19 protein-coding genes and 3 pseudogenes are annotated in these 18,550 nt (G+C 41.0%); 11 read left to right on the forward strand and 11 right to left on the reverse strand.

The features are described from left to right. The 4 genes and pseudogenes from FCR06_RS30725 to FCR06_RS30745 all read right to left on the reverse strand — a co-directional run. Positions 1-239: pseudogene (locus FCR06_RS30725) on the reverse strand (IS630 family transposase); the annotation flags it as partial. 438 nt (positions 240-677) lie between these two features. Next, entirely contained in the window at positions 678-1,001 is a 324-nt protein-coding gene (locus FCR06_RS30730) for a hypothetical protein (RefSeq protein WP_138506567.1), read from the reverse strand. A 646-nt stretch (positions 1,002-1,647) separates the two neighbouring features. Next, positions 1,648-2,157 (reverse strand): thiol-disulfide oxidoreductase DCC family protein, encoded by a 510-nt coding sequence (locus tag FCR06_RS30740; RefSeq protein ID WP_138506568.1) that lies wholly within the window; start codon positions 2,155-2,157, stop codon positions 1,648-1,650. 19 nt (positions 2,158-2,176) lie between these two features. Next, positions 2,177-2,593 (reverse strand): thermonuclease family protein, encoded by a 417-nt coding sequence (locus FCR06_RS30745; protein WP_189523643.1) that lies wholly within the window; start codon positions 2,591-2,593, stop codon positions 2,177-2,179. 290 nt (positions 2,594-2,883) lie between these two features. On the opposite strand from FCR06_RS30745, the gene FCR06_RS30750 reads away from it, so the two are divergent. The 7 genes and pseudogenes from FCR06_RS30750 (at position 2,884) to FCR06_RS30775 (ending at position 6,075) form a co-directional block, all read left to right on the forward strand. Next, the gene (locus tag FCR06_RS30750; protein WP_138506570.1) at positions 2,884-3,240 is read left to right on the forward strand and encodes a hypothetical protein; all 357 of its coding nucleotides are present in this window, start codon (positions 2,884-2,886) and stop codon (positions 3,238-3,240) included. 17 nt (positions 3,241-3,257) lie between these two features. Next, positions 3,258-3,437 (forward strand): annotated as a pseudogene (locus FCR06_RS35020) (hypothetical protein); the annotation flags it as partial. A gap of 58 nt (positions 3,438-3,495) precedes the next feature. Next, positions 3,496-3,900: a hypothetical protein gene (locus FCR06_RS30760; protein WP_138506572.1), complete on the forward strand. Its 405-nt coding sequence runs from the start codon at positions 3,496-3,498 to the stop codon at positions 3,898-3,900. A gap of 263 nt (positions 3,901-4,163) precedes the next feature. Further along, positions 4,164-5,231 carry a WD40 repeat domain-containing protein gene (locus FCR06_RS30765; RefSeq protein WP_138506574.1) on the forward strand — a complete coding sequence of 356 codons (1,068 nt, stop codon included), beginning with the start codon at positions 4,164-4,166 and terminating at the stop codon, positions 5,229-5,231. 178 nt (positions 5,232-5,409) lie between these two features. Further along, on the forward strand, positions 5,410-5,547 hold the full coding sequence (locus FCR06_RS33205; RefSeq protein WP_189523644.1) for a hypothetical protein: 138 nt from the start codon (positions 5,410-5,412) through the stop codon (positions 5,545-5,547). After that, entirely contained in the window at positions 5,547-5,888 is a 342-nt protein-coding gene (locus FCR06_RS30770) for a DUF6985 domain-containing protein (RefSeq protein ID WP_411268031.1), read from the forward strand. Before FCR06_RS33205 ends, FCR06_RS30770 begins: the two co-directional genes overlap by 1 nt. Then, a complete protein-coding gene (locus FCR06_RS30775) occupies positions 5,872-6,075 on the forward strand; it encodes a hypothetical protein (RefSeq protein WP_138506578.1) in 204 nt (67 codons plus the stop codon). The genes FCR06_RS30770 and FCR06_RS30775 overlap by 17 nt, the downstream gene beginning before the upstream one ends. A 445-nt stretch (positions 6,076-6,520) precedes the next feature. Here FCR06_RS30775 and FCR06_RS34030 read toward each other — a convergent pair whose 3' ends face one another. From FCR06_RS34030 to FCR06_RS34040, 3 genes are read right to left on the reverse strand one after another with little or no spacing between them, the layout of a single operon-like run. Continuing rightward, entirely contained in the window at positions 6,521-7,402 is an 882-nt protein-coding gene (locus tag FCR06_RS34030; RefSeq protein ID WP_223280367.1) for an FAD-binding domain-containing protein, read from the reverse strand. A gap of 15 nt (positions 7,403-7,417) precedes the next feature. Further along, a complete protein-coding gene (locus FCR06_RS34035; protein WP_223280368.1) occupies positions 7,418-7,765 on the reverse strand; it encodes a hypothetical protein in 348 nt (115 codons plus the stop codon). A gap of 33 nt (positions 7,766-7,798) precedes the next feature. Continuing rightward, entirely contained in the window at positions 7,799-8,071 is a 273-nt protein-coding gene (locus tag FCR06_RS34040) for a deoxyribodipyrimidine photo-lyase (protein WP_223280369.1), read from the reverse strand. A gap of 197 nt (positions 8,072-8,268) precedes the next feature. Here FCR06_RS34040 and FCR06_RS30785 point away from each other — a divergent pair, with 197 nt between their 5' ends. After that, complete coding sequence (locus FCR06_RS30785) at positions 8,269-8,565, forward strand: HU family DNA-binding protein (RefSeq protein ID WP_138506580.1); 297 nt, start codon at positions 8,269-8,271, stop codon at positions 8,563-8,565. A gap of 8 nt (positions 8,566-8,573) precedes the next feature. Here the strand turns inward: FCR06_RS30785 and FCR06_RS30790 are convergent. The 4 genes and pseudogenes from FCR06_RS30790 to FCR06_RS34485 form a co-directional block, all read right to left on the reverse strand. Further along, positions 8,574-9,368 (reverse strand): annotated as a pseudogene (locus tag FCR06_RS30790) (IS5 family transposase); the annotation flags it as partial. A gap of 60 nt (positions 9,369-9,428) precedes the next feature. Further along, positions 9,429-10,739 carry a M50 family metallopeptidase gene (locus FCR06_RS30795; RefSeq protein WP_138506584.1) on the reverse strand — a complete coding sequence of 437 codons (1,311 nt, stop codon included), beginning with the start codon at positions 10,737-10,739 and terminating at the stop codon, positions 9,429-9,431. Positions 10,740-10,831: 92 nt separating this feature from the next. Continuing rightward, positions 10,832-12,913: a prenyltransferase/squalene oxidase repeat-containing protein gene (locus tag FCR06_RS30800; RefSeq protein WP_138506586.1), complete on the reverse strand. Its 2,082-nt coding sequence runs from the start codon at positions 12,911-12,913 to the stop codon at positions 10,832-10,834. A gap of 154 nt (positions 12,914-13,067) precedes the next feature. Next, positions 13,068-13,202 carry a hypothetical protein gene (locus FCR06_RS34485; RefSeq protein ID WP_262984727.1) on the reverse strand — a complete coding sequence of 45 codons (135 nt, stop codon included), beginning with the start codon at positions 13,200-13,202 and terminating at the stop codon, positions 13,068-13,070. 517 nt (positions 13,203-13,719) lie between these two features. Between FCR06_RS34485 and FCR06_RS30805 the strand changes: the two genes are divergently transcribed. From FCR06_RS30805 to FCR06_RS30815, 3 genes are read left to right on the forward strand one after another with little or no spacing between them, the layout of a single operon-like run. Next, the gene (locus FCR06_RS30805; protein ID WP_317616848.1) at positions 13,720-14,373 is read left to right on the forward strand and encodes a sigma-70 family RNA polymerase sigma factor; all 654 of its coding nucleotides are present in this window, start codon (positions 13,720-13,722) and stop codon (positions 14,371-14,373) included. 49 nt (positions 14,374-14,422) lie between these two features. After that, positions 14,423-15,340, forward strand: coding sequence for a DUF1822 family protein (locus FCR06_RS30810; RefSeq protein WP_138506588.1), 918 nt, complete (start codon positions 14,423-14,425; stop codon positions 15,338-15,340). Positions 15,341-15,366: 26 nt separating this feature from the next. After that, entirely contained in the window at positions 15,367-17,739 is a 2,373-nt protein-coding gene (locus FCR06_RS30815) for a CHASE2 domain-containing protein (protein ID WP_138506590.1), read from the forward strand. Positions 17,740-18,550 lie beyond the last annotated feature (811 nt).

The following is an 18,550-nucleotide window of genomic DNA, read 5'->3' on the forward strand; positions in this document are numbered from 1 at the left end:
GCGTCTGGGTAAATTTGAACCATTTCGGCTAATTCGCTCACGAAATCATCTAGCCTACCCTTCATGGCTCCACCTTGCTTTTTGGGTTCTAGATGTCCTTGCACTCTATGAAGTTGGATTAGCTTTTGCACATAGCTTTTTGCTACACCAAATTGCACGGCAACCTTTCTTATTGAAGTACCACCCTTTTCGTAAGTATTTACTATTTTTTCTCGTAAATCGATTGAGTATGCTTTCATTTTAAGTCTTGATGCACCAATACTATGTGTACCTCATTTACCTCGAAATTGCTGTAAGTGGAGTAATTTTGGAGGATTGGTTTGTTATCATTCCTCAGATTTGAGTATGTAGAACTGTATTTCTGCATACTGAAATAAGCAATTAATAAGGTGGAAAGGTAATCCCTAATCCATCCATTAGCTTTCTGCTTTTTGCTCATGATATTCAGTGATATGCTTATATACTCCCTCTGGAAACTGTAAGTCCTTGTAAAGCATCTGGATTATCAGGATTCGGGCAGATGGGAAATTTTTACTGAAACTGCTATTGAAAAACACGCTCACGCCGAGGCAGGTTATAGTCTTTACCTTGCACAAAAAAAGTTACACCCAAAGCAAAGATAACAGAACTATTTCCAGGTTTGTCTGTAGTTTAACCTCTGCAATGACGGGGAGTAATCACAAAGCATCAGTGCGATATATGGATTCAATCAACTCCTCAACTTCTTCTTCATTTAAGCATTGTTTGATTTGAGAATTGAACCACTTTATCTCTTCGGATTCTGTGTTTTGGACTTGGTAAACCAGTAATGTTCCTGCAACACGGGCAAAAGTAAGGGGTGATGGGGAAAGGTGGTTAAGTAGATCGGATGCATTCTGGTATATTTGCATGACTGATGTATCATCTAAAGGAGATCCCAATTGAGCGGAAAGCTGTTTTAGGTTCTCTTGAATAGACAAATCAAAGTCTAGCTCTTCTTCATGTGAAATAGGGTTACTCATAAACGCTGACCAATTAATGCAATAAATTGACGATTTGGCCTGGCTATTTCGGCTCGAATCTCTACCACTTTGTCACATTTATTAGGTATCTTCATCGGCTAAAAAGCATAACTGACGAGATTAACTTTCAATCTTACAGGTAACTGAGGAAAACATTTTTATAGCAAGCAATCATTATAAATTAATTTTTTCTGGCTATGTTGTAGTCTTACAGGCTGTAATCATCGATCCACTAGCTAATAATACTCGCGCTCACCGCTTCTATGAACGTCTTGGCTTCAAATTTATTCAATATCGACGATTCGGTGACGATGAGTGCTTTGTTTATCGCTTGAGCCGAACAGATTGGCATCATGAAAGTGAGATGTCCAAATGATAATTTGGCTGACTAAAGAGGATGATTTTTTCTAGTACTCGAGTTGTATGAATGACTAACACAAACAAATAATTTAAGGTAAAATGGATTTTTGGAAATGTAAGCTTATGCTTGTAGCTAATGCTCCTGTAGGAGTAGAGCGATCGCCCCAACATTCCCCTACTCCTGCACCATCACTACCAATTTTTCCAGCAGCGCCTCAATGATGCGCTATAGCTCTTCACCTGTGACTTCAGCTTTAGTAAGACATCGTTTATTGTGAAACTAAGCTCAGTCATTTCCATCTATTAAGCGACAACGGCTTTGGGTCTTGCAAGCAAGTTGAGAAGAACGCTCTCGTACAATAGTCGCTAAATCTGGTCGTCCTGTTAAGAAAAGTCGCCAATCAGCCCAAATCCCATATAGGAAGTTGGCAATAGTACCGATAACTGGTAAGGAAGTTGCAGCATAGACCCAACCCATCCCTAGAATTTCGTAAATGCGACGGAAAACCTCAACATCTTTAACTAGCGTTCCGTCTGGCAACACAGCATGAATACGCCCCATTGCAGTTTCATAGTTAACACCGCCATGTGCTTGGGGGTTGTAGTCATCAGCTGCAATATCTACAAACGCCACCAGCCCTCGACCCGCGTCCCGCTTCTTCAAAAAGTTAACCTCACGCAGACACAAGGGACATTGACCGTCATACAGCAGTTTGATTTTCCACGACGGCAGAGTGGATAAAGGCTGGTCTTGAGAGTTGTTACAACCGTAAGATTGGATTTGTGGTGAGGACATTTCGGGATCTTAACTAAGTTTATTTCCTTACATCAAGCGTAACGCCTCTCTTCATTAATAAATAATGCCTAATATGAATTACAAACGTCTCTTCGTCTTGTATATTTTTGAAAATTGCCACTGGAACGATCATCAGTTGGTTATGGGCAGTCGCGATTAGCTTGAGTAGTTTCTGTTTTGCTTCTTTGGCCAGTGGTTGTCCTGGGGTTTTACCCTGTTTCAGTTCCGGGGCATCGATGCCACAAAGCTCGACTGACATTTGGCTGCCATCAGTTTGACGAACTGTGATGCTGTCCCCATCTGCTACTTGGGTAGCGATCCATTCTTCGGTAAGCGCGATGGATGGCTGCTTAGTTCTTTGGAAAATCGAGATAGCGCTGATGGTAGCTCCAGCGATCGCAGTTAAGATTATGGTAGTTCTCCACAATGGCTTCATGTTGCTACATCTGTTGTTGCAGTATAAGAAATTACCATCTTAACTGCACTGAACATTTATTAGTGATTGTTTTTTCAAGTTATGTAAACAGAGTTCAATATTGGTTTTTCTAAGCTTAGAGCGATGCGTAGCTTGCCGCCGTAGGCATCGGTGTTATTCATCGAGTATAGGTAATTGGAGTTATGTATGATCTAGTAGAAAATTTGGTTTTAAGATTGGTTTTGCATATCCTTTTGGTAGAAAAGCTGTTACTGCGGGAAAAATGAAAGCAAGACTATATTTTTAATACAATGAAGATATTCAGTTCTTGTGAAATTCCGAGAACAAGCTATAGTTTTACTTATCTCTTTGGGGAGTTTGCAGTTCAAGGAACAGTTTCTGGTTTCTTTGAAATATGTAAGCTTTTTGAATCTGCTGCTGATTACTATAGAACTAAGGGAATTAAACAATGGAATCAAGGCTATGATCTAGAGAAAATATATTATAATATCATTCAAAAAGAGACTTTTATTATTAAAAGTGAAAATGGTGTTTTACTATGCACTTTTGCTATTTCTGAAAAACTACCCGACTATTATCCTGAATATCTAAAGACAGAAACAAATATTTGGATTGTTAAAAGTTATGTACAAAATTACAAGAATTAACTTGTCTAGGGAAGAAGGTTATAAAAAAAATAATTCAAGCTGCTATTGATAATCATATTTCTAAAATATATTTAGATTGTGTTATTGATAATCCTAGCCTAGAGAAGTATTATAAAAGATTTGGATTTGAGCGTATAGTAATAGTTAAGCATCCAAAATATTGCCAGGATATGGTAGTTATGGTGTTAGGTGTTTAAAACAAATATTGTATCAGTCTTGAAGTTTAAGACTAATTATTTTTTTAAAAAACTAAGTATGAGTTCAATCACCGAAACAATTACGATTAATGTTGAAACTGATGACAATGACCAGTATGTTTGTCAATTATCGTCTTCTGTTGACCAGCCCACAGATGAAATTCGTTGCTCTGGGCAAACCAGAGAACACGCTATAGCCATTGCATTGGAGCAGTTAGCCAGTAAATATCGTCAGATTGCCGAAGAGGATCAAAATAAGGATTGGCTTGCAGTAGAGCGTTCTGAGTCGGGAGAAGCAATACAAAAGCATTATCATGTGATTTTACATTATGAACGCCTTGGGAGAGCAGAGTCTAAATTTGAAGCTATGCAAGACACTTTAATGGGAAATACAGTAGTTGAAAATGCCAAAGTTACTTTAATTGAGATTAATGAAAATTTACCAGTCCAGCCTTTAGCTTGATAGCGTTGAGGCAATTGTAAGTGAAACCAAAGATGAGTATCCAAGTAATATTTGCTATATCAATGGAGTGAAGTGCTGGGCTGATGAAGCTCAGTTTGGGGTATTGAGATTGAAACGATGATAAATGATGATTTTTCTAATCACTAGTAAACTGTATTTAGATTATTAACTTATACCTAGTGTTTAACTGTGGTCTATCAAATTAGGTGCAATTGCGCCCTATCAAATGGGAACCATGTTATATAATTGCGTTCCTGGGCACTATGAAATTATTGCATTTTCTCAAATCCAAACCAGTCATTATAGTCTTAGCGATTGCAGTAAACATCACTGTCATTGATGTACACTTTTCTAGTTCAAATCCTCCCATAGGCAAGAGTACAATTACTCAGTCCCAACCACAAATTCAACTTGTTCACACACTGACTGGGCATAAAAAAGTGACTTTCGGTGTTCGAGCAGTGGTGATTAGCCCAGATGGACAAACCCTCGTTAGTGGAGGTAGAGATGATACAATTAAATTCTGGAATCTACGTAATGGAAAATTGCTACGTAGTTTAAACGCTGATTCCGATGGTGTTACTTCAATTGCGATTAGTCCAGATGGCAAGAGGATTGTAAGTGGTGGAATAACTACCCCAACAATGAAGGTTTGGGATTTACGCACTTTTCTTATGCTTAAGAGCGAAAGTGGGCATACCCAACCAGTAGAAACCGTTGCGATTAGTTCAGATAGTAGATTGATTGCTAGTGGGAGTGACGATGGCACAATCAAGCTTTGGGATTTACACACGCTTAAGCTGCTTGATATCATTACTACACACTCAGGATTTGTGAGTAAAGTTGCATTTAGCCCTGATATGCAAACCCTTGTAAGTGCTGGGGGTGGCGATGATAATACAATTAGGCTGATTGATTTGCAAACAAAAAAAACACGCCATATTCTCAAAGGACACAAAACCGGAGTTGATGCTATTGCCATTACTCCAGATAGCAAAAAGCTTGTTACTGGTAGTTTTGGTCAGCTAGTTTCTCGAAATCGTGCGATTAGTACCCTAAAGTTATGGAATCTTCAAACTGGAAAACTGCTGCATGAGTTTACTGATAATTTTAGTTCAGTTGAATCGCTTGCCATCAGCTCGAATGGAAAAATTCTGATTTGCGGCAATTATGATGGCACTATTAAACTGTGGAGTTTAGAGACTTTAAAAATATTGCACACATGGAGGGATGGTTCCAGTTCGGTTTTAGGGCTTGCTCTGAGCCTGGATGGTAAAATCCTTGCTAGTAGCAATGAGGATAGCATTATACATATTTGGCAAATTAAATAACTGCATTAGCCCTATTTTCGGCGCACGCGAACTTCTAAAACGAGAAGCTGGTTACAGATGCAGAACTTAACTTTCACTATCGATATTCTTGCTCAAAAAGTACGACTAATTTCAAAGAAAAATTTTCACCAGTTTTTGGAGTTGCTAGGGAAGCCCAGAATAAAGGTAGTATTTGAAGATGATGGAATCCCCAAGAAGTTATTACGATGCTGAGTTTGGACAGATTATATTGGAAGATAACCAATGGACTTTAGCACAATGTGCTGTTTTGGGTGATCGCCGTATACGGATTTGTGTGGATTTTGAACAGGGCTGATTGGGGAACTTTCATCGCTTCAGCGTGAAGCTATTCGGCAAGCTCTAGCCTTGCCACTCGATGTGTTACGCATCACTACTCCTTTGGTGCTGCAAAATTATGATGTATATCGTGACATGATTGGAGATGAGTCAATGCCGCTGTTGGCTAATCCCATTCAGGTTTGGGATCAGGTTACTTTCTCATATATCTATGTACCGCCACACGTTGAGTATGACCTGGATATTGCTACCTTTAAGTTAATAGCTGAATGTGATTGGGAGCCAGAACACGGTTTAGAAGTACGCTTTTGCAATGGAGTAGCAGACGATGTAGATCAGATAGGTGAAACAGGACGGTAAAGACTATATAGCTTATATACTGTGCTGCCACTTGGGTAGCTATCCATTCTTCGGTAAGTGTGATGGAAGGCTGGTTAGTCCTTTGGAAAGTCAAGATAGCGGTGATGATACCTCCAGCGATCGCAGTTCAGATTATGCTGGTTCTCCACGATGGCTTGATGTTGCTCCCTCTATTGTTGCAATATAAGAAATCACAATTCTTTTTCGCACTGAACATTTCTTAGCGATTTTTTTTCAAGTTATGTAAACAGTTGAACATTATTACAATCTCTACATTTACGCGCCCKTAGCTTTTCGCCTTCTCCCCACCCAGCTCCATCAGCACGGAAATACACCCACTGACTTACTGATTCTCCAACGGTACGACCCCTTCACAAAATTTTGTGAGCCGCAGATAGGACATGGCGTTTCTTGTGGGCTAAGGTTTTCGTGATTCGGTTGGTTGTTCATGAGCTTCCCTCGATAATTTCTGAGTGTAATCTTCAGCAGCTATTGGGCGAGAGTACGATCGCTATCATTTGAGATTGAATTACCTGACTGATAATTTTATTTCCAACAATCATCACCGTAAAAGACTTTCTGTTGTCCGTTGGGTAAAAATCTCGCGCACCATCCGTAATCTAGATAATGCTTCACTCTTGTGTCAGGGAAAGCTTTTGTTGATATTCTCTGTACTCTCTGTCTTTATGCTGCCAGTATTTCTCAACTGTTTCTTTAGCAGCGATTGCACTATCGTATTCATCTCCACCTTGGCTTAATAATCGCTGTTTGGTTTGCTTTCGTAAGTCAGAAACAATCTTGCCATTAACTTTACGCGTTTTTGACCAATCTAGAATCATTTTAGGATAGTTACTAGTTTCAATATATTTCTCTTGTTCAATTTCTAGTAAACTGTAGCCGCGCAGTTCCGGTATCCAGTGATAAATAAAGTCTCCTAGTGGGTCTTTTTCGGCAATATTTTTCGAGGGATTATAGATACGAAAAGTATCACTAAGTGGATTAGTTGCACCAGCTTGCATTTGCCATTGCCAATTATTTATTGCTAAATCTCCATCGATTAAATAGTTCATGTAGTGTTTAGCTCCGTGATGCCATGAAATTCCACAGTTGATAGTTAAAAATGTCGCGCACATTGCCCTCATGCGAAAATTCATCCAACCCATTGTTTGAAGTTGTCGCATACTGGCATCAACCAATGGGAAGCCTGTCATTCCTTGTTGCCATGCCTGAAATAATTCTTGTTTTGCTCCTGACAATGTTTCTGGTGTATATAGTTGATCAAACTCCCTGTAGCGATTAGTGTAAGCAATTTCTGGATGAAAATAGAGTCGCTGTGTAAAACTATCATGCCAGCGCAAACGGTCTCGAAATGCTTTGAGGGAGAATTCTGCTTTGGGTTGAGTTTTTAATTCTTCTGCCCTAACTTTAGTGCTTTGGTAAATAGTGCGAGTTGAAATAGTCCCAAAAGTCAGGTGTGGTGATAAATGAGATGTAGCACCAAGCTGTGAGAGCATTGGGCGAGAAAGTTTTCAATGGTAGCCAGAGTATCTTTTTTTGAGAAATGAGTCTAGTTGAGCTTGTGCTTGTATTTCACCCCCTGGAAAGTAAACTTTCTCGATTTCCCAGAAGCAACGGTATTTCTGTTTAAGTTCTTCAAATGTTAGCTGTGGTAGATTGAGTGTAATTTGAGGTGTATTAATAGTTGCTGGTGTTTTATACTGGGATTGTCTTTGATAGGTGTAGTATTCGTTAAACCACTCCTCACGTTGCTTTGCTGATTGCAGAAAGTTGTTTAGTCCAATGTGGTAATCAAGGTTTAACTGCTTGTAGAAATCAACTATAGTTTTATCCCGCCTGATACCATACTCTACCTGCACATCACGGTTAAAGAAAAGCTTGGGGCTATATCCCTACTCAATTAATTGCTTTGTTAAGCCTTGTACTATGTCTAGAGAATTACCTTCAAATAGGTATAATTGACTGCCTAACTTTTGGAGATTAGAGTTAAGCTTTTCCAAAGACTCAAATAAGAACCTAACTCTCTTCTTTCCGACATCAGTCCAGGTATAAAACCAAGGGTCAATAATGAAGAATGGTTTTACTGCTGCACCATTATCAGTTGCTAGTGTGACAATTTCGTTGTCAGTTAAACGCAAATCTCGACGAAACCACAAAAGGTGCATAGCTCAACTTACTCTCATCTACAATACATTTGTACTCTCCTAATGTACCCATTAATTCAAAGTCGCCACAATAATAGCCGTACATAGTTAATTTTCGTATGCTACTTGATTGTTAGTCGTTTTCCCCCTTTCGTGACAAGAGGAAGTAATGAATGGTAAAGTAAATTTCCTTTACTTGCAATGCTTCAGGGTGATTTATGAACAAAGGCGAATTAGTAGATGCTGTAGCAGCAAAGACCAACATCACAAAAAAGCAAACCGATGAAATCATCAGTGCTTTTTTGTCAGTCGTTACTGAGGCTGTAGCCAATGGGGATAAGGTAACGCTGATTGGCTTTGGCACGTTCGAGCGACGCGATCGCTCCGAGCGTGAAGGGCGTAATCCGAAAACCAATGAGCCAATGACTATCCCAGCGACCAAAGTGCCTGCGTTTTCTGCTGGAAAACGGCTTTGTTGCATGAAAGAAAAAAAAGACACACTAATCCGTGATTGAAGTTGAAATTAACCTTCAATTTTGTAAGTGTCGGGCTTGCCTAACTGGATCATGCGATTAAGGGCGGCACATTGTAAAAATAACTCGACAGCTTGATTGTCAAAAAAGCGCCGTCTTAACTTGCCACCAAAAATGAGCTTGAGCCGAAACATAGCAGTCTCAGACAAAGAACGGCGATGATATCCGCTATCAAGTTTCCATTGTTTGCGTCCAACTTGATGTATTTGACGCAGATTCTCATTTCTGGGATATGGCTGTACTTGAGTGTTTGGGTGCTGTTGAATTTTGGCGTTGCTGCGCGGTGGAATTATCGCTCTCGCCCCCCGTTGTGAAATGGTGTCGTAACAACCTTTTGTGTCATAACCACCATCACCGCACACTTGCTCTATGGGCTGTTCAATCTGCTCCAATATGTCTGGTAACACTTCACAATCAGCGACATCATTAGTAGTCACTACTGCACCCAAAATTTCACCACTTTCTGAGTCAACTCCTAGATGCAGCTTGCGCCATGTCCGTCTTTTACTAACCCCATGTGTGCGGACTTTCCATTCACCTTCGCCATAGACTTTCACCCCGGTTGAATCCACCACGACATGAACAGCATTATTCTTTGGAATGACTGGCATCTCTACCGACAACTTGCTTAGACGACGAGATAGGGTAGAGTGATCTGGCACTACTAGCTCAATTCCCATGAGCATGAACAGCGATTCTAAAAATCCCTCTGCTTGTCGCCCTGGTAAATGAAACACCGATTGAATTGTTCCCATTGTGGCGATCGCCGTATCTGATATTGATACCACGATGTAAGGTCAGTATACTGAAAATATTTTTTAAATCGGATTTGCATGGCTATTACTTCATTGCCAAAGTTTTTGGATATGTTGCTTAAGCGACACAAGAACTCTTTGCATTCCCCAAAAATCTTTATCACAACACTTGAGTACAAGTACTTTAGTCAAATTCAAAACTATAAGCAATGCAACGAGTACATTAAAACTAGAACCGAGAAAGGACTGTAGATGTTTAATGTTCAACCTTTGAGGAGAATTAAGGAAATCATTGATTAATGCAATAGCTAGGGATGGGTAGCCGAGGACTTGCCTCCATAGCATCGGCAGTACAGCCCAAAGAAAATATCCCCAAATACTGAAGCTAAGAAGTGTATATAGTATAAGCGTGACTGTAACTAACATTGACCAGGGCAATGACTGCACTGGTTGGTGACGCAGCCGGGCAAGGAAATGGTGAACAATGCGTAACGGCTGTTGACCTAAGTTGGTTACGCCCATTGCATCTGCTACAACCCAATAGCCATCGGATTTGAATACTGGATTGAGCATAAACAGGCAGCTACTTGCAATCAATATAAGAGCAACCTTAAGTGGCTCCCAGCCTGAGAGCTTATAGACGATTACGTAAAGGGCAGCTACAATTAGTTGAAAAAAGATACCACCCAAGTCAACAATTACGCGCTGCCACCGTAAAAGTTCCCAGGCAGCACTGACATCACTATAAAAGGCAGGGAAGATTAGGTAAATAGTGCCACCAATCTCTCCCGCTTTGGCACCATAACGTACACAAGCGCTGGCGTGTCCGAGTTCGTGTATGAGTAACGAAATCAGAAACAGCACGTAACCACGCCAGAAGACCGTCGGGGTAACATTTAGTGAAAGATCATGTTGCGGGGCTATTGCTGTAGCCAAAATAACTCCGGTCAAAAGGCAACAAGCTATCACCGGATGAAATACTACTGATAGATAAGAAGCGATTATATTAACAGTTGCCTTTGGAAGAAAACAGCAGCGTAGCAAAAAGCCTGACGGACTATGGTTAGCACTATATTCGATCTTTGCAATCCGCTCAACAACATTTTGATAAGCCACCTCGACAGTAGCTAACGATATACTCCGCCCCATTTGCTGACTAAGGATATTAGCTAGTGTTCCAAATGACACACCTGAGCTACGCTGTACAAGCAGTTGATACGCGATAGGCGAAAGTCTAATGTAGCTACCACTCTTACCAACCAGCAAATATACTGGTTGACCTTCAGAGGTGTCAACAACTAATCGCTCCTTGAGTCCTCGCTCTGCAAAGGTTTTTGGATCGATCTGCTCCTGCTGTGAATCAGTAACTGAATGCGCCTGCTGGCGTTGCCGTTTAACCATTCAACGTGCTTCCTCTCGGGAAAATTACACTTTGGTGAAGGCTTGCAATCACGCTATTAAATGTGACTAACTCACCGTAATGATGTAGGAGTCTACTGTTTTGCCCCACTGACTATATCTGACTTGTTCACAGATACGTTCTCGAGCAATCGATTCCAAGTGATCGCAGCCTTTACGACATAGGTACTCGTAATTGTTCGGCTGCCATAGGGTTCGTTCATTCTGGGACGAATAAATTGAATGCTTGGCCAACTATTATCATCTTCCTGGCTGTGCTGGAGATAGACCAGTGCCCGCTCGACTCGATTAAGATCGCCTGTATGGCTGTTGCACTCCTGAGCAGTTGCCAGTCCTAGCAGAGCCAACGCTGTACTCAGGGGATCGCTCTCATCTTTCAAACCCCAGCCCCCATCATCTCTTTGATGGCTTCGCAGGAAGCTGAGGGCCCTCTCAATAGTAGGCGAATTAGGTTGAGCAACAGTAAACAGCCGCAGGCAGACATAGGTTCCGTAGTACGAACCGTAGTACCACCTGCTTACCCAACTCCCGTCAGCTTGCTGTTGGGATTCTAGGTACGTCATTCCGTGCCAAATTGTCTGTGTGAAGCGCTCCTGGTCGTAGAGCATTAACGCATACAGCAGATTGGCCATTACTTCGTTGTCTGGGCCAGTACCCCATTTAGACTGATTAAATTGTACCTGACGCTCCTGCTGAGGAGTGCGCCCCGTAGCAGGCACAATCCAGGTCTCGAAAGAGCCATCAGCGCGAACGTTATCTTGCAACAATACCGCAAGAGGTGTTTCGCAATATTCAGCTACCTCTGCTTTTCGCCCAGCACGCAGTAGAACCTGCATAACCTGACCTAGATCGTCAGCGTCTGGCGCTAGCTCCGGTACACTAGAAAAGTAGCTCCATCCCCCAATCCCAGAAGTAAGCCGACAGCTAACCAAGTAGCTAGCCTCGTAATCTATGACCTGCTGAAACTGGTCATGAAGCAGTTCGTTGGCATCACATAGGGCATCAGCAATTAGCGCTCGCTGAAACACGTCACCGTAGTGATACTCCTGGGCTGTGCTGAACTCCTCCTCTTGAGTCAAGTGCATAATGTGTCGTGCCTCACCAAAGCCCAACCGCCACTGCTGAACAATGAAACGCAATCCATCCCAAATTATCTCCTGCCACTGACTCTGTGCCGAGGGAAGAGTCAGGACAAACTTTGGTTGTGAGCGCACACGGTGAAGGTTAGCGTCCACAATCCGCTCAATATCTTGCAAGAGCGCTTGGCAGCGATGGCGCAACTTAGCTGTAATAGTGTGCCATTCAAAGCCAAGCAGGTTTGCTGTTATCCCATCAGCGCGCTCAAGTGACTCAAGGGCTAACTCTACGATATAGCGTGCATGCCCATCATAGTAAATTTCACGTGCTAGTATGTCCTTCCAGCGTGTCATTTCTTCGTTGTTACCTTGTGCAGGTCGCTCGTGAACAATGCGTGAGAGGAGCAATGAGGGAATTCCACTGTATAAATCTTCCTTCCAATCAAGGAGGTCATCTGACATTTGGCATGCGATGTTGAAGTGGTTGATCGCCTCTATTAACGGTTTGAGTAAACTGTCATCCTGCGCCAGTTCAGCTAATCCAGCAATGGTGGCTTTAGAAATGCCATTTTTGCCGACAGCGATTTGGAGTGCCACTGCCTCGGAATATTCCTGCCAAGGCTGGTCTCCTGAAGCGAAGCGATGCTCATAAACACAGGCTTTGGCATACTCCACTACGTAGTCATGGAAGCGTTCCCAAAAGGCTGTCTTCGGTGGGAAGATTTGGTGCAACAGATAATAAGCCTCTAACTGCCGCGCTTGAGTAAATAATATACTCGTCGATAAATCAACGGTAGCCGTACAATCCATTATTTTGTCGTAACGAAAGATTGAACTGGCAAAGAGACGGCTGGCAAGATTAAGAGGTCTAATATCTGCTAATGTTAATGACGGAAATGCTTTTAGAAAAAGATAGGGGTAGTACTCATAGATTGTTACCTGCGAACTGGAAGTCAGAGCAACTTCATCTGACCAACGCTCTAGCAAGCGACCTACAGCCTTCCTAGTTTCTTCAATCTCTTGCTGTATATGCAGTGAAAAGGGTGGTGAAGACAATGCTTCAAAGGATTGGAGAGACAAAAATTCACCTCAAAACTTTACTGAGTAGTTTTCTTACAAAGATACAGTTGAAACGGATTAATTTCTATCAGGAGTAACGCATGTGGTCTAATAGTTAGGACGGTGCAACAATGAGCTGCACCGTTCCCTCTATACTAATTTTGAGAAAATTAACTTATATGGGTTCGTTCGGTCCAAATATTTCCCATCCCGCTGGAGATGCCGCAGCAGTGGCTAGCTCTAAGCGACGTTCTAGTTCTTGAACATCTAGGGCTTGGATGTCGAGGTTTTCGATCTCATGCGCGTCCACGGAAACGATTTCATGCTCGTGCTTTTCGGCATTTATTGGTTCAAATTGTTTAAATTGCATACTGTTTCTCCATGTTGTAGTTTTTAGAGCAGGTTGCGATTAAATTCAATACAAACTTAGGGCAAGTTATGTTGTCTAGCATTAGACACTTGAATTTTCTCCTTCCACTTACTTTTTGTCTCTATACTGACATCAGGACAAAACTAAAAATTTTCGCGGTAATTTCGGATTATTACAAAAGTTCAAATTTCACCTGACATCAACTATAAAATGCAAACATAACTCACGTGACCATACTTATGGTCATATCTACTAACTGTTAAGTTCACCAAAAATATATTTAATAAGGCTTTTTGAGAAATTTCTGCGAAAAAGTTAAATTTGAGCTTGATAACTAGATAGTACACCCTAGTTATCCAGGCATCAAACATCAAATTATGGATTCTATTGATTGGGACTTCAAACAGTCACAGGGATCTCAAAACTACTTGTGCAAGTATTTACCAGGAGATCCTCTATGACAAACATACACGCCATCACTAATCTAAACCAGCAACTCCAGCGTCTGGTTGCCGAAGCCTGTTCCCATCCAGCAAGAAGTTTGATGCGGCGGCAAAAACTTAGTGAGATAGTTAGAGTTGTGATGAAATCGGGCAAACTATGGAAAGAGAATACACCTTACTATAATGATGCTCTGCAACAAACTTGGTTATATTTCTGCCGAAACCCAGAGCAGTATAACCTAAACAGTTGTAGTGTAATCACCTGGCTGGACAATTGTCTCAAGTGGCGACTGCAAGATTTTCGCTCTCAAGAAGCCGAAATTCAAGCTAAGACTGTTCCCCTATCTAGCTTGTCAATTGAAAATATAACTAACACAATAGAAAGCTTGCCAGCAGCAGCTGATATTCCACCAATTTTATCAGAGACTTACCAATGGGTTATGACAGATCCAGACAATGATTTAACCAGCACCCATGTTAAAGGACGACCTGACGTAACGTGCCAAGTATTAATCCTGCGACGCTTGCCTCCAGAAACTCCTTGGAAAAACATCGCTAAGGAATTCAACTTACCCCCATCAACTGCGCCCAATTTCTATAAACGTGAATGCTTACCCCGCTTACGAAATTTTGCTCTCAGGCAAGGGTATCACGAAATTGGGCATTAAAGCAGAGATATCTATTGTAGAAGGTTATCTAGAAAGTGGAAGGAAACTCATGATTCATAGCACCAAAAACTTAGAAGAAAAATCTATTCCCGTTGCTATTACCCAAGCAGCGCTACAGACAGCACGCCTTTTTGCTGATCAACAGGTGACACCAGAAAAGAAAAAGCAGGTATATCTCAATACTTTAGCTGTATGTGCGGTAAATGATTACATGGAAATGATGAATATTTCCACAGATCCAAAAGCTAGTGACAGTTGGAATTATGCCATGCACTATTATGCAGATGTGGCAGACTTGAAGTTGAGCGGATTGGGTCACTTAGAATGTCGCCCCTTAGCTTCTGGTAATTTCTGCTACATTCCACTAGAAGTCCCGGATGACAGAATCGGCGTAGTTGTAGTTGAGCTAGATATAGAGCATCAAATTGCAACTCTAATCGGGTTTGCTAAAACACTAAAAGCTGGGGAACTTTTATTTAACTCCTTAGAGACTATTGAGGACTTACTTGCATATCTTGATTCACTTGAAAGTAAGGCGACAGAAGTTAAGTTGAGCTATTGGTTGCAAAATATAATTGATGCAGGTTGGCAGCCGATATCAGAAATTTTAGCACCAAAAACACCACAATTAGCTTTTCGTTATCGAAACGGAGTAACGCGGGGTAAGCTGATTGACATGGGGATACAGCTACCGGGACAATCACTGACACTAGTTGTTACACTTACACCAAAAAATTCACTAGAAATTCAACTGAAATTACAGGTGTATCCATCCGGTGAGCAAACCTACTTACCCAACAATCTGATTGTCAAAGTGCTAGATGAGAAAGGCACTACTATAATGGAAACGCGCACTATTCGTGGCAGTACTCATGTAACACTAGAGTTTAATGTTGAAATAGGAGAGCGTTTTAGCGTTAACTTGGAATTGGGAGATATTAACGTCACTGAAAAGTTTGTTATTTAAGCACATACGGTTGTCTATTGCTAGCCATGCAGAAGTTGGTTGTTTTGAAGCTAGATGGTGATTTAAGTCAGGGAGTAAAAGTCACACTGGAGATTGGAACAGAAGGTGATCGCCCCAGTATAGAAGTTCAAGGCTATTTGATCCCAAAACTAGAGATAATTGCAGATTATCAGCTTTGGCAAACTACCTACCGCAGTTTAACAAATTTTCGCATTACACCGGTGAACATTCATGTCGGAACTTCTCTTAATGAGCATCTTAACAACTGCCGCAAGTTAAACAATAAGTTAAGTGAGCAAATGAATAGTTGGCTTAAGTGTAACTCCTTTCGCCCAGTGAAGGAGAAATTACTCAAACAGCTAACGTTAGATGATACAGTCCGCGTACTAATCAAAACCAGTGACACTTGGCTACGTCGTCTTCCGTGGCATTTATGGGATTTTTTTGAGGATTACTCAAGAGCAGAAGTTGCTTTAAGCGCCCCAGAGTATGAATATCTGCCAAAACTAAAGATAAGTACTATTGGAGAAAAAGTAAAAATCTTAGCAATTCTGGGTAATAGTGAAGGAATCTTGATTGACAAAGACCGAGAGCTATTGCAGATGTTACCAGATGCACAAACAACTTTTCTGATAAAACCACAGCGCAGCCAGTTAAATGAACAACTTTGGGAACAAGACTGGGACATCTTATTTTTTGCAGGTCATAGTGAGAGCCTTGAGGATGGTAAAAGCGGTAATATTTATATTAATCAAACAGATTGCTTAACAATTGAGCAGCTTAAATATGGTCTATTGAAGGCTGTAAGCAAGGGGTTGCAGTTAGCTATTTTTAATTCTTGTGATGGCTTAGGACTAGCACATCAACTAGAAGACTTGCACATTCCCCAAATCATCGTGATGCGAGAGCCAGTCCAAGACTTGGTGGCACAAGAATTTTTAAAGAATTTCCTCAAAAAATTTTCCAGTGGCGAGTCTATGTACTTAGCAGTACGGGAAGCAAGGGAAAAATTACATGGCATTGAAGATAAATATCCTTGTGCGGTTTGCTTACCTGTAATTTGTCAAAATCCAGCGGCAGTACCACCAGCTTGGAAAGATTTTCTGATAAATTCCCAAACAGAAAATAGCAAGCCTCAGATTAATAAATATGGAACTCAAGCACAGTTGCGGTGGCGTAGTGTTCAAGTAGTACTGTTATCAAGTTTGGTTATTACTGGTTTGGTAATGGGAGTGCGATCGCTTGGGTTATTGCAACCATCAGAACTAAAAGCTTTCGACCAGATGATGGGACTACGCCCAGAGGAAAAACCAGATTCGCGTTTTGTAATCATCACTATTGATGAAGCAGATATTCAGTATCAGAACCGCATGAAAATGAATATGCGATGGTCGCTATCAGACCAAGCACTTGCACAATTATTAAACAAACTAGATCGGTATCAGCCAAGAACTATCGGCTTAGACATCTATCGTGATTTCCCTGTAGATTCCAATAGTGCAGATTTAGCAATTAGGCTACAAAATGATAAACGCCTTTTTGCCGTATGCAAGGTTTCTGCACCTCTTGATGGTGCGCCAGAAGGCACTCTTCCACCGCCGGAAGTTCCAGAATCACGCCGAAGCTTTAGTGATTTTGTTGCCGATGATAATGACATAGCCCGCCGTCAGCTTTTACATTTAACACCTCCTTTAACATCTCCCTGTGCCGCAGAATATGCTTTTAGTCTCCAACTGGCGCTTCATTATTTGGAGACTAAAGGTATCAAGTCATACATCAACCCCCAAGGTAACTTGCAAATAGGCGACGTTGTATTTAAGCAATTAAAATCTCATACTAGCGGCTACCAACGAATCGATGCATTGGGCTATCAAGTGCTAACAAATTACCGTTCGCTTTCTTCTTTTCAAAACATTGCTCAACAAGTATCTCTTAGAGATGTTCTTAACAATAAAATTAATGCCCAATTAGGCGAGTTGTTGAAGGGGCGGATTATTTTGATTGGTGTTACTGCTCCAACAACTACTGATTATTGGAAAACTCCTTATAGTGCCAAAGCAGGGCCGAATCAAAAACTGATACCAGGGGTCTTTGTCCAAGCTCATCTGAGCAGCCAGATCCTCAGTGCCGTTCTGGATCATCGACCTCTGCTCTGGTGGTGGCCGACTTGGGTTGAAGCACTCTGGGTATGGGGATGGTCGTTATTAGGAGGAATTTTAGCGTGGTATATTCGGCATCCTATGCGTCTTGGGACAGCTGGGATAATAATGCTAGTGTCATTGTTTAGTATATGTTTTGGGATTTTTACCCAAGCGGGGTGGATACCACTTATCCCCGCAGCATTGGCATTAGTAGCTACACAAGTAGCCGTTGTATCTAGAGATGTTCCTAATCGGTAACTTTCCTAAGCGACTGTTTATATATTTAGATTAACAATGTTATTGTATCAGTATTAACACGTTAAAAAGCTCATAAGAACACCATGCAACATTTTGAACAAGTATATAATTTGTTCTGACCAACTCAGTAAAGATTATCTACAATTCTTTGTTTGACTGAAAATTCTGTACTTAAGTATCAATTACATCAAGTATTTTATAGTTTATATCTACCGTAACCTTATATAAGTAAGCACATCTGCTCAAGAATCCCACCTGAGTGTGAATAAAGCTAAAAATATTATCAATAATACTTACTTGTCGATAATATTTTCGGCGTAATTATTTGTGGGCTGCGTGAATCTAAATTTGACAGGTAATATCTTTTTCTAAAGCAAGTATTTAGGTATTGCTTTAATCCTTGAGAAAGAAACTAAACGAAAAACTCTTATTATTCGTTTATTCACAAACCAAAGTTTTGTCAAAACTAATTTAAATACTCTTAAACTCCGTAATCTTATATCTTTCTACTGTAGTTAACGTGAGTTCGACGGTGAAAAAAAGGCAAAAAGCCTGCTATGGCTGAAGTACAACTGGATAAGCAGCAAGCGATCGCTATAATTAATGGAGAGGGTGTAAAAAACTGACAAAAAAGACCGAGACTAAAAATATCTAACAAAAATAAGCGTCTCGGCTATGTCTACTATTGTATCTCGGCTCGACATCACCCAAATTTTCTGCGACGTAGATGATTTCTGTAATCAATGGGAAAATATATGGCAGCAAGTACCGCAATTGCCATCGACAACAGGAGAACGTCGCAGCACTTCCC

Source organism: Nostoc sp. PA-18-2419, assembly GCF_005869855.1.
Lineage (GTDB): Bacteria > Cyanobacteriota > Cyanobacteriia > Cyanobacteriales > Nostocaceae > Nostoc.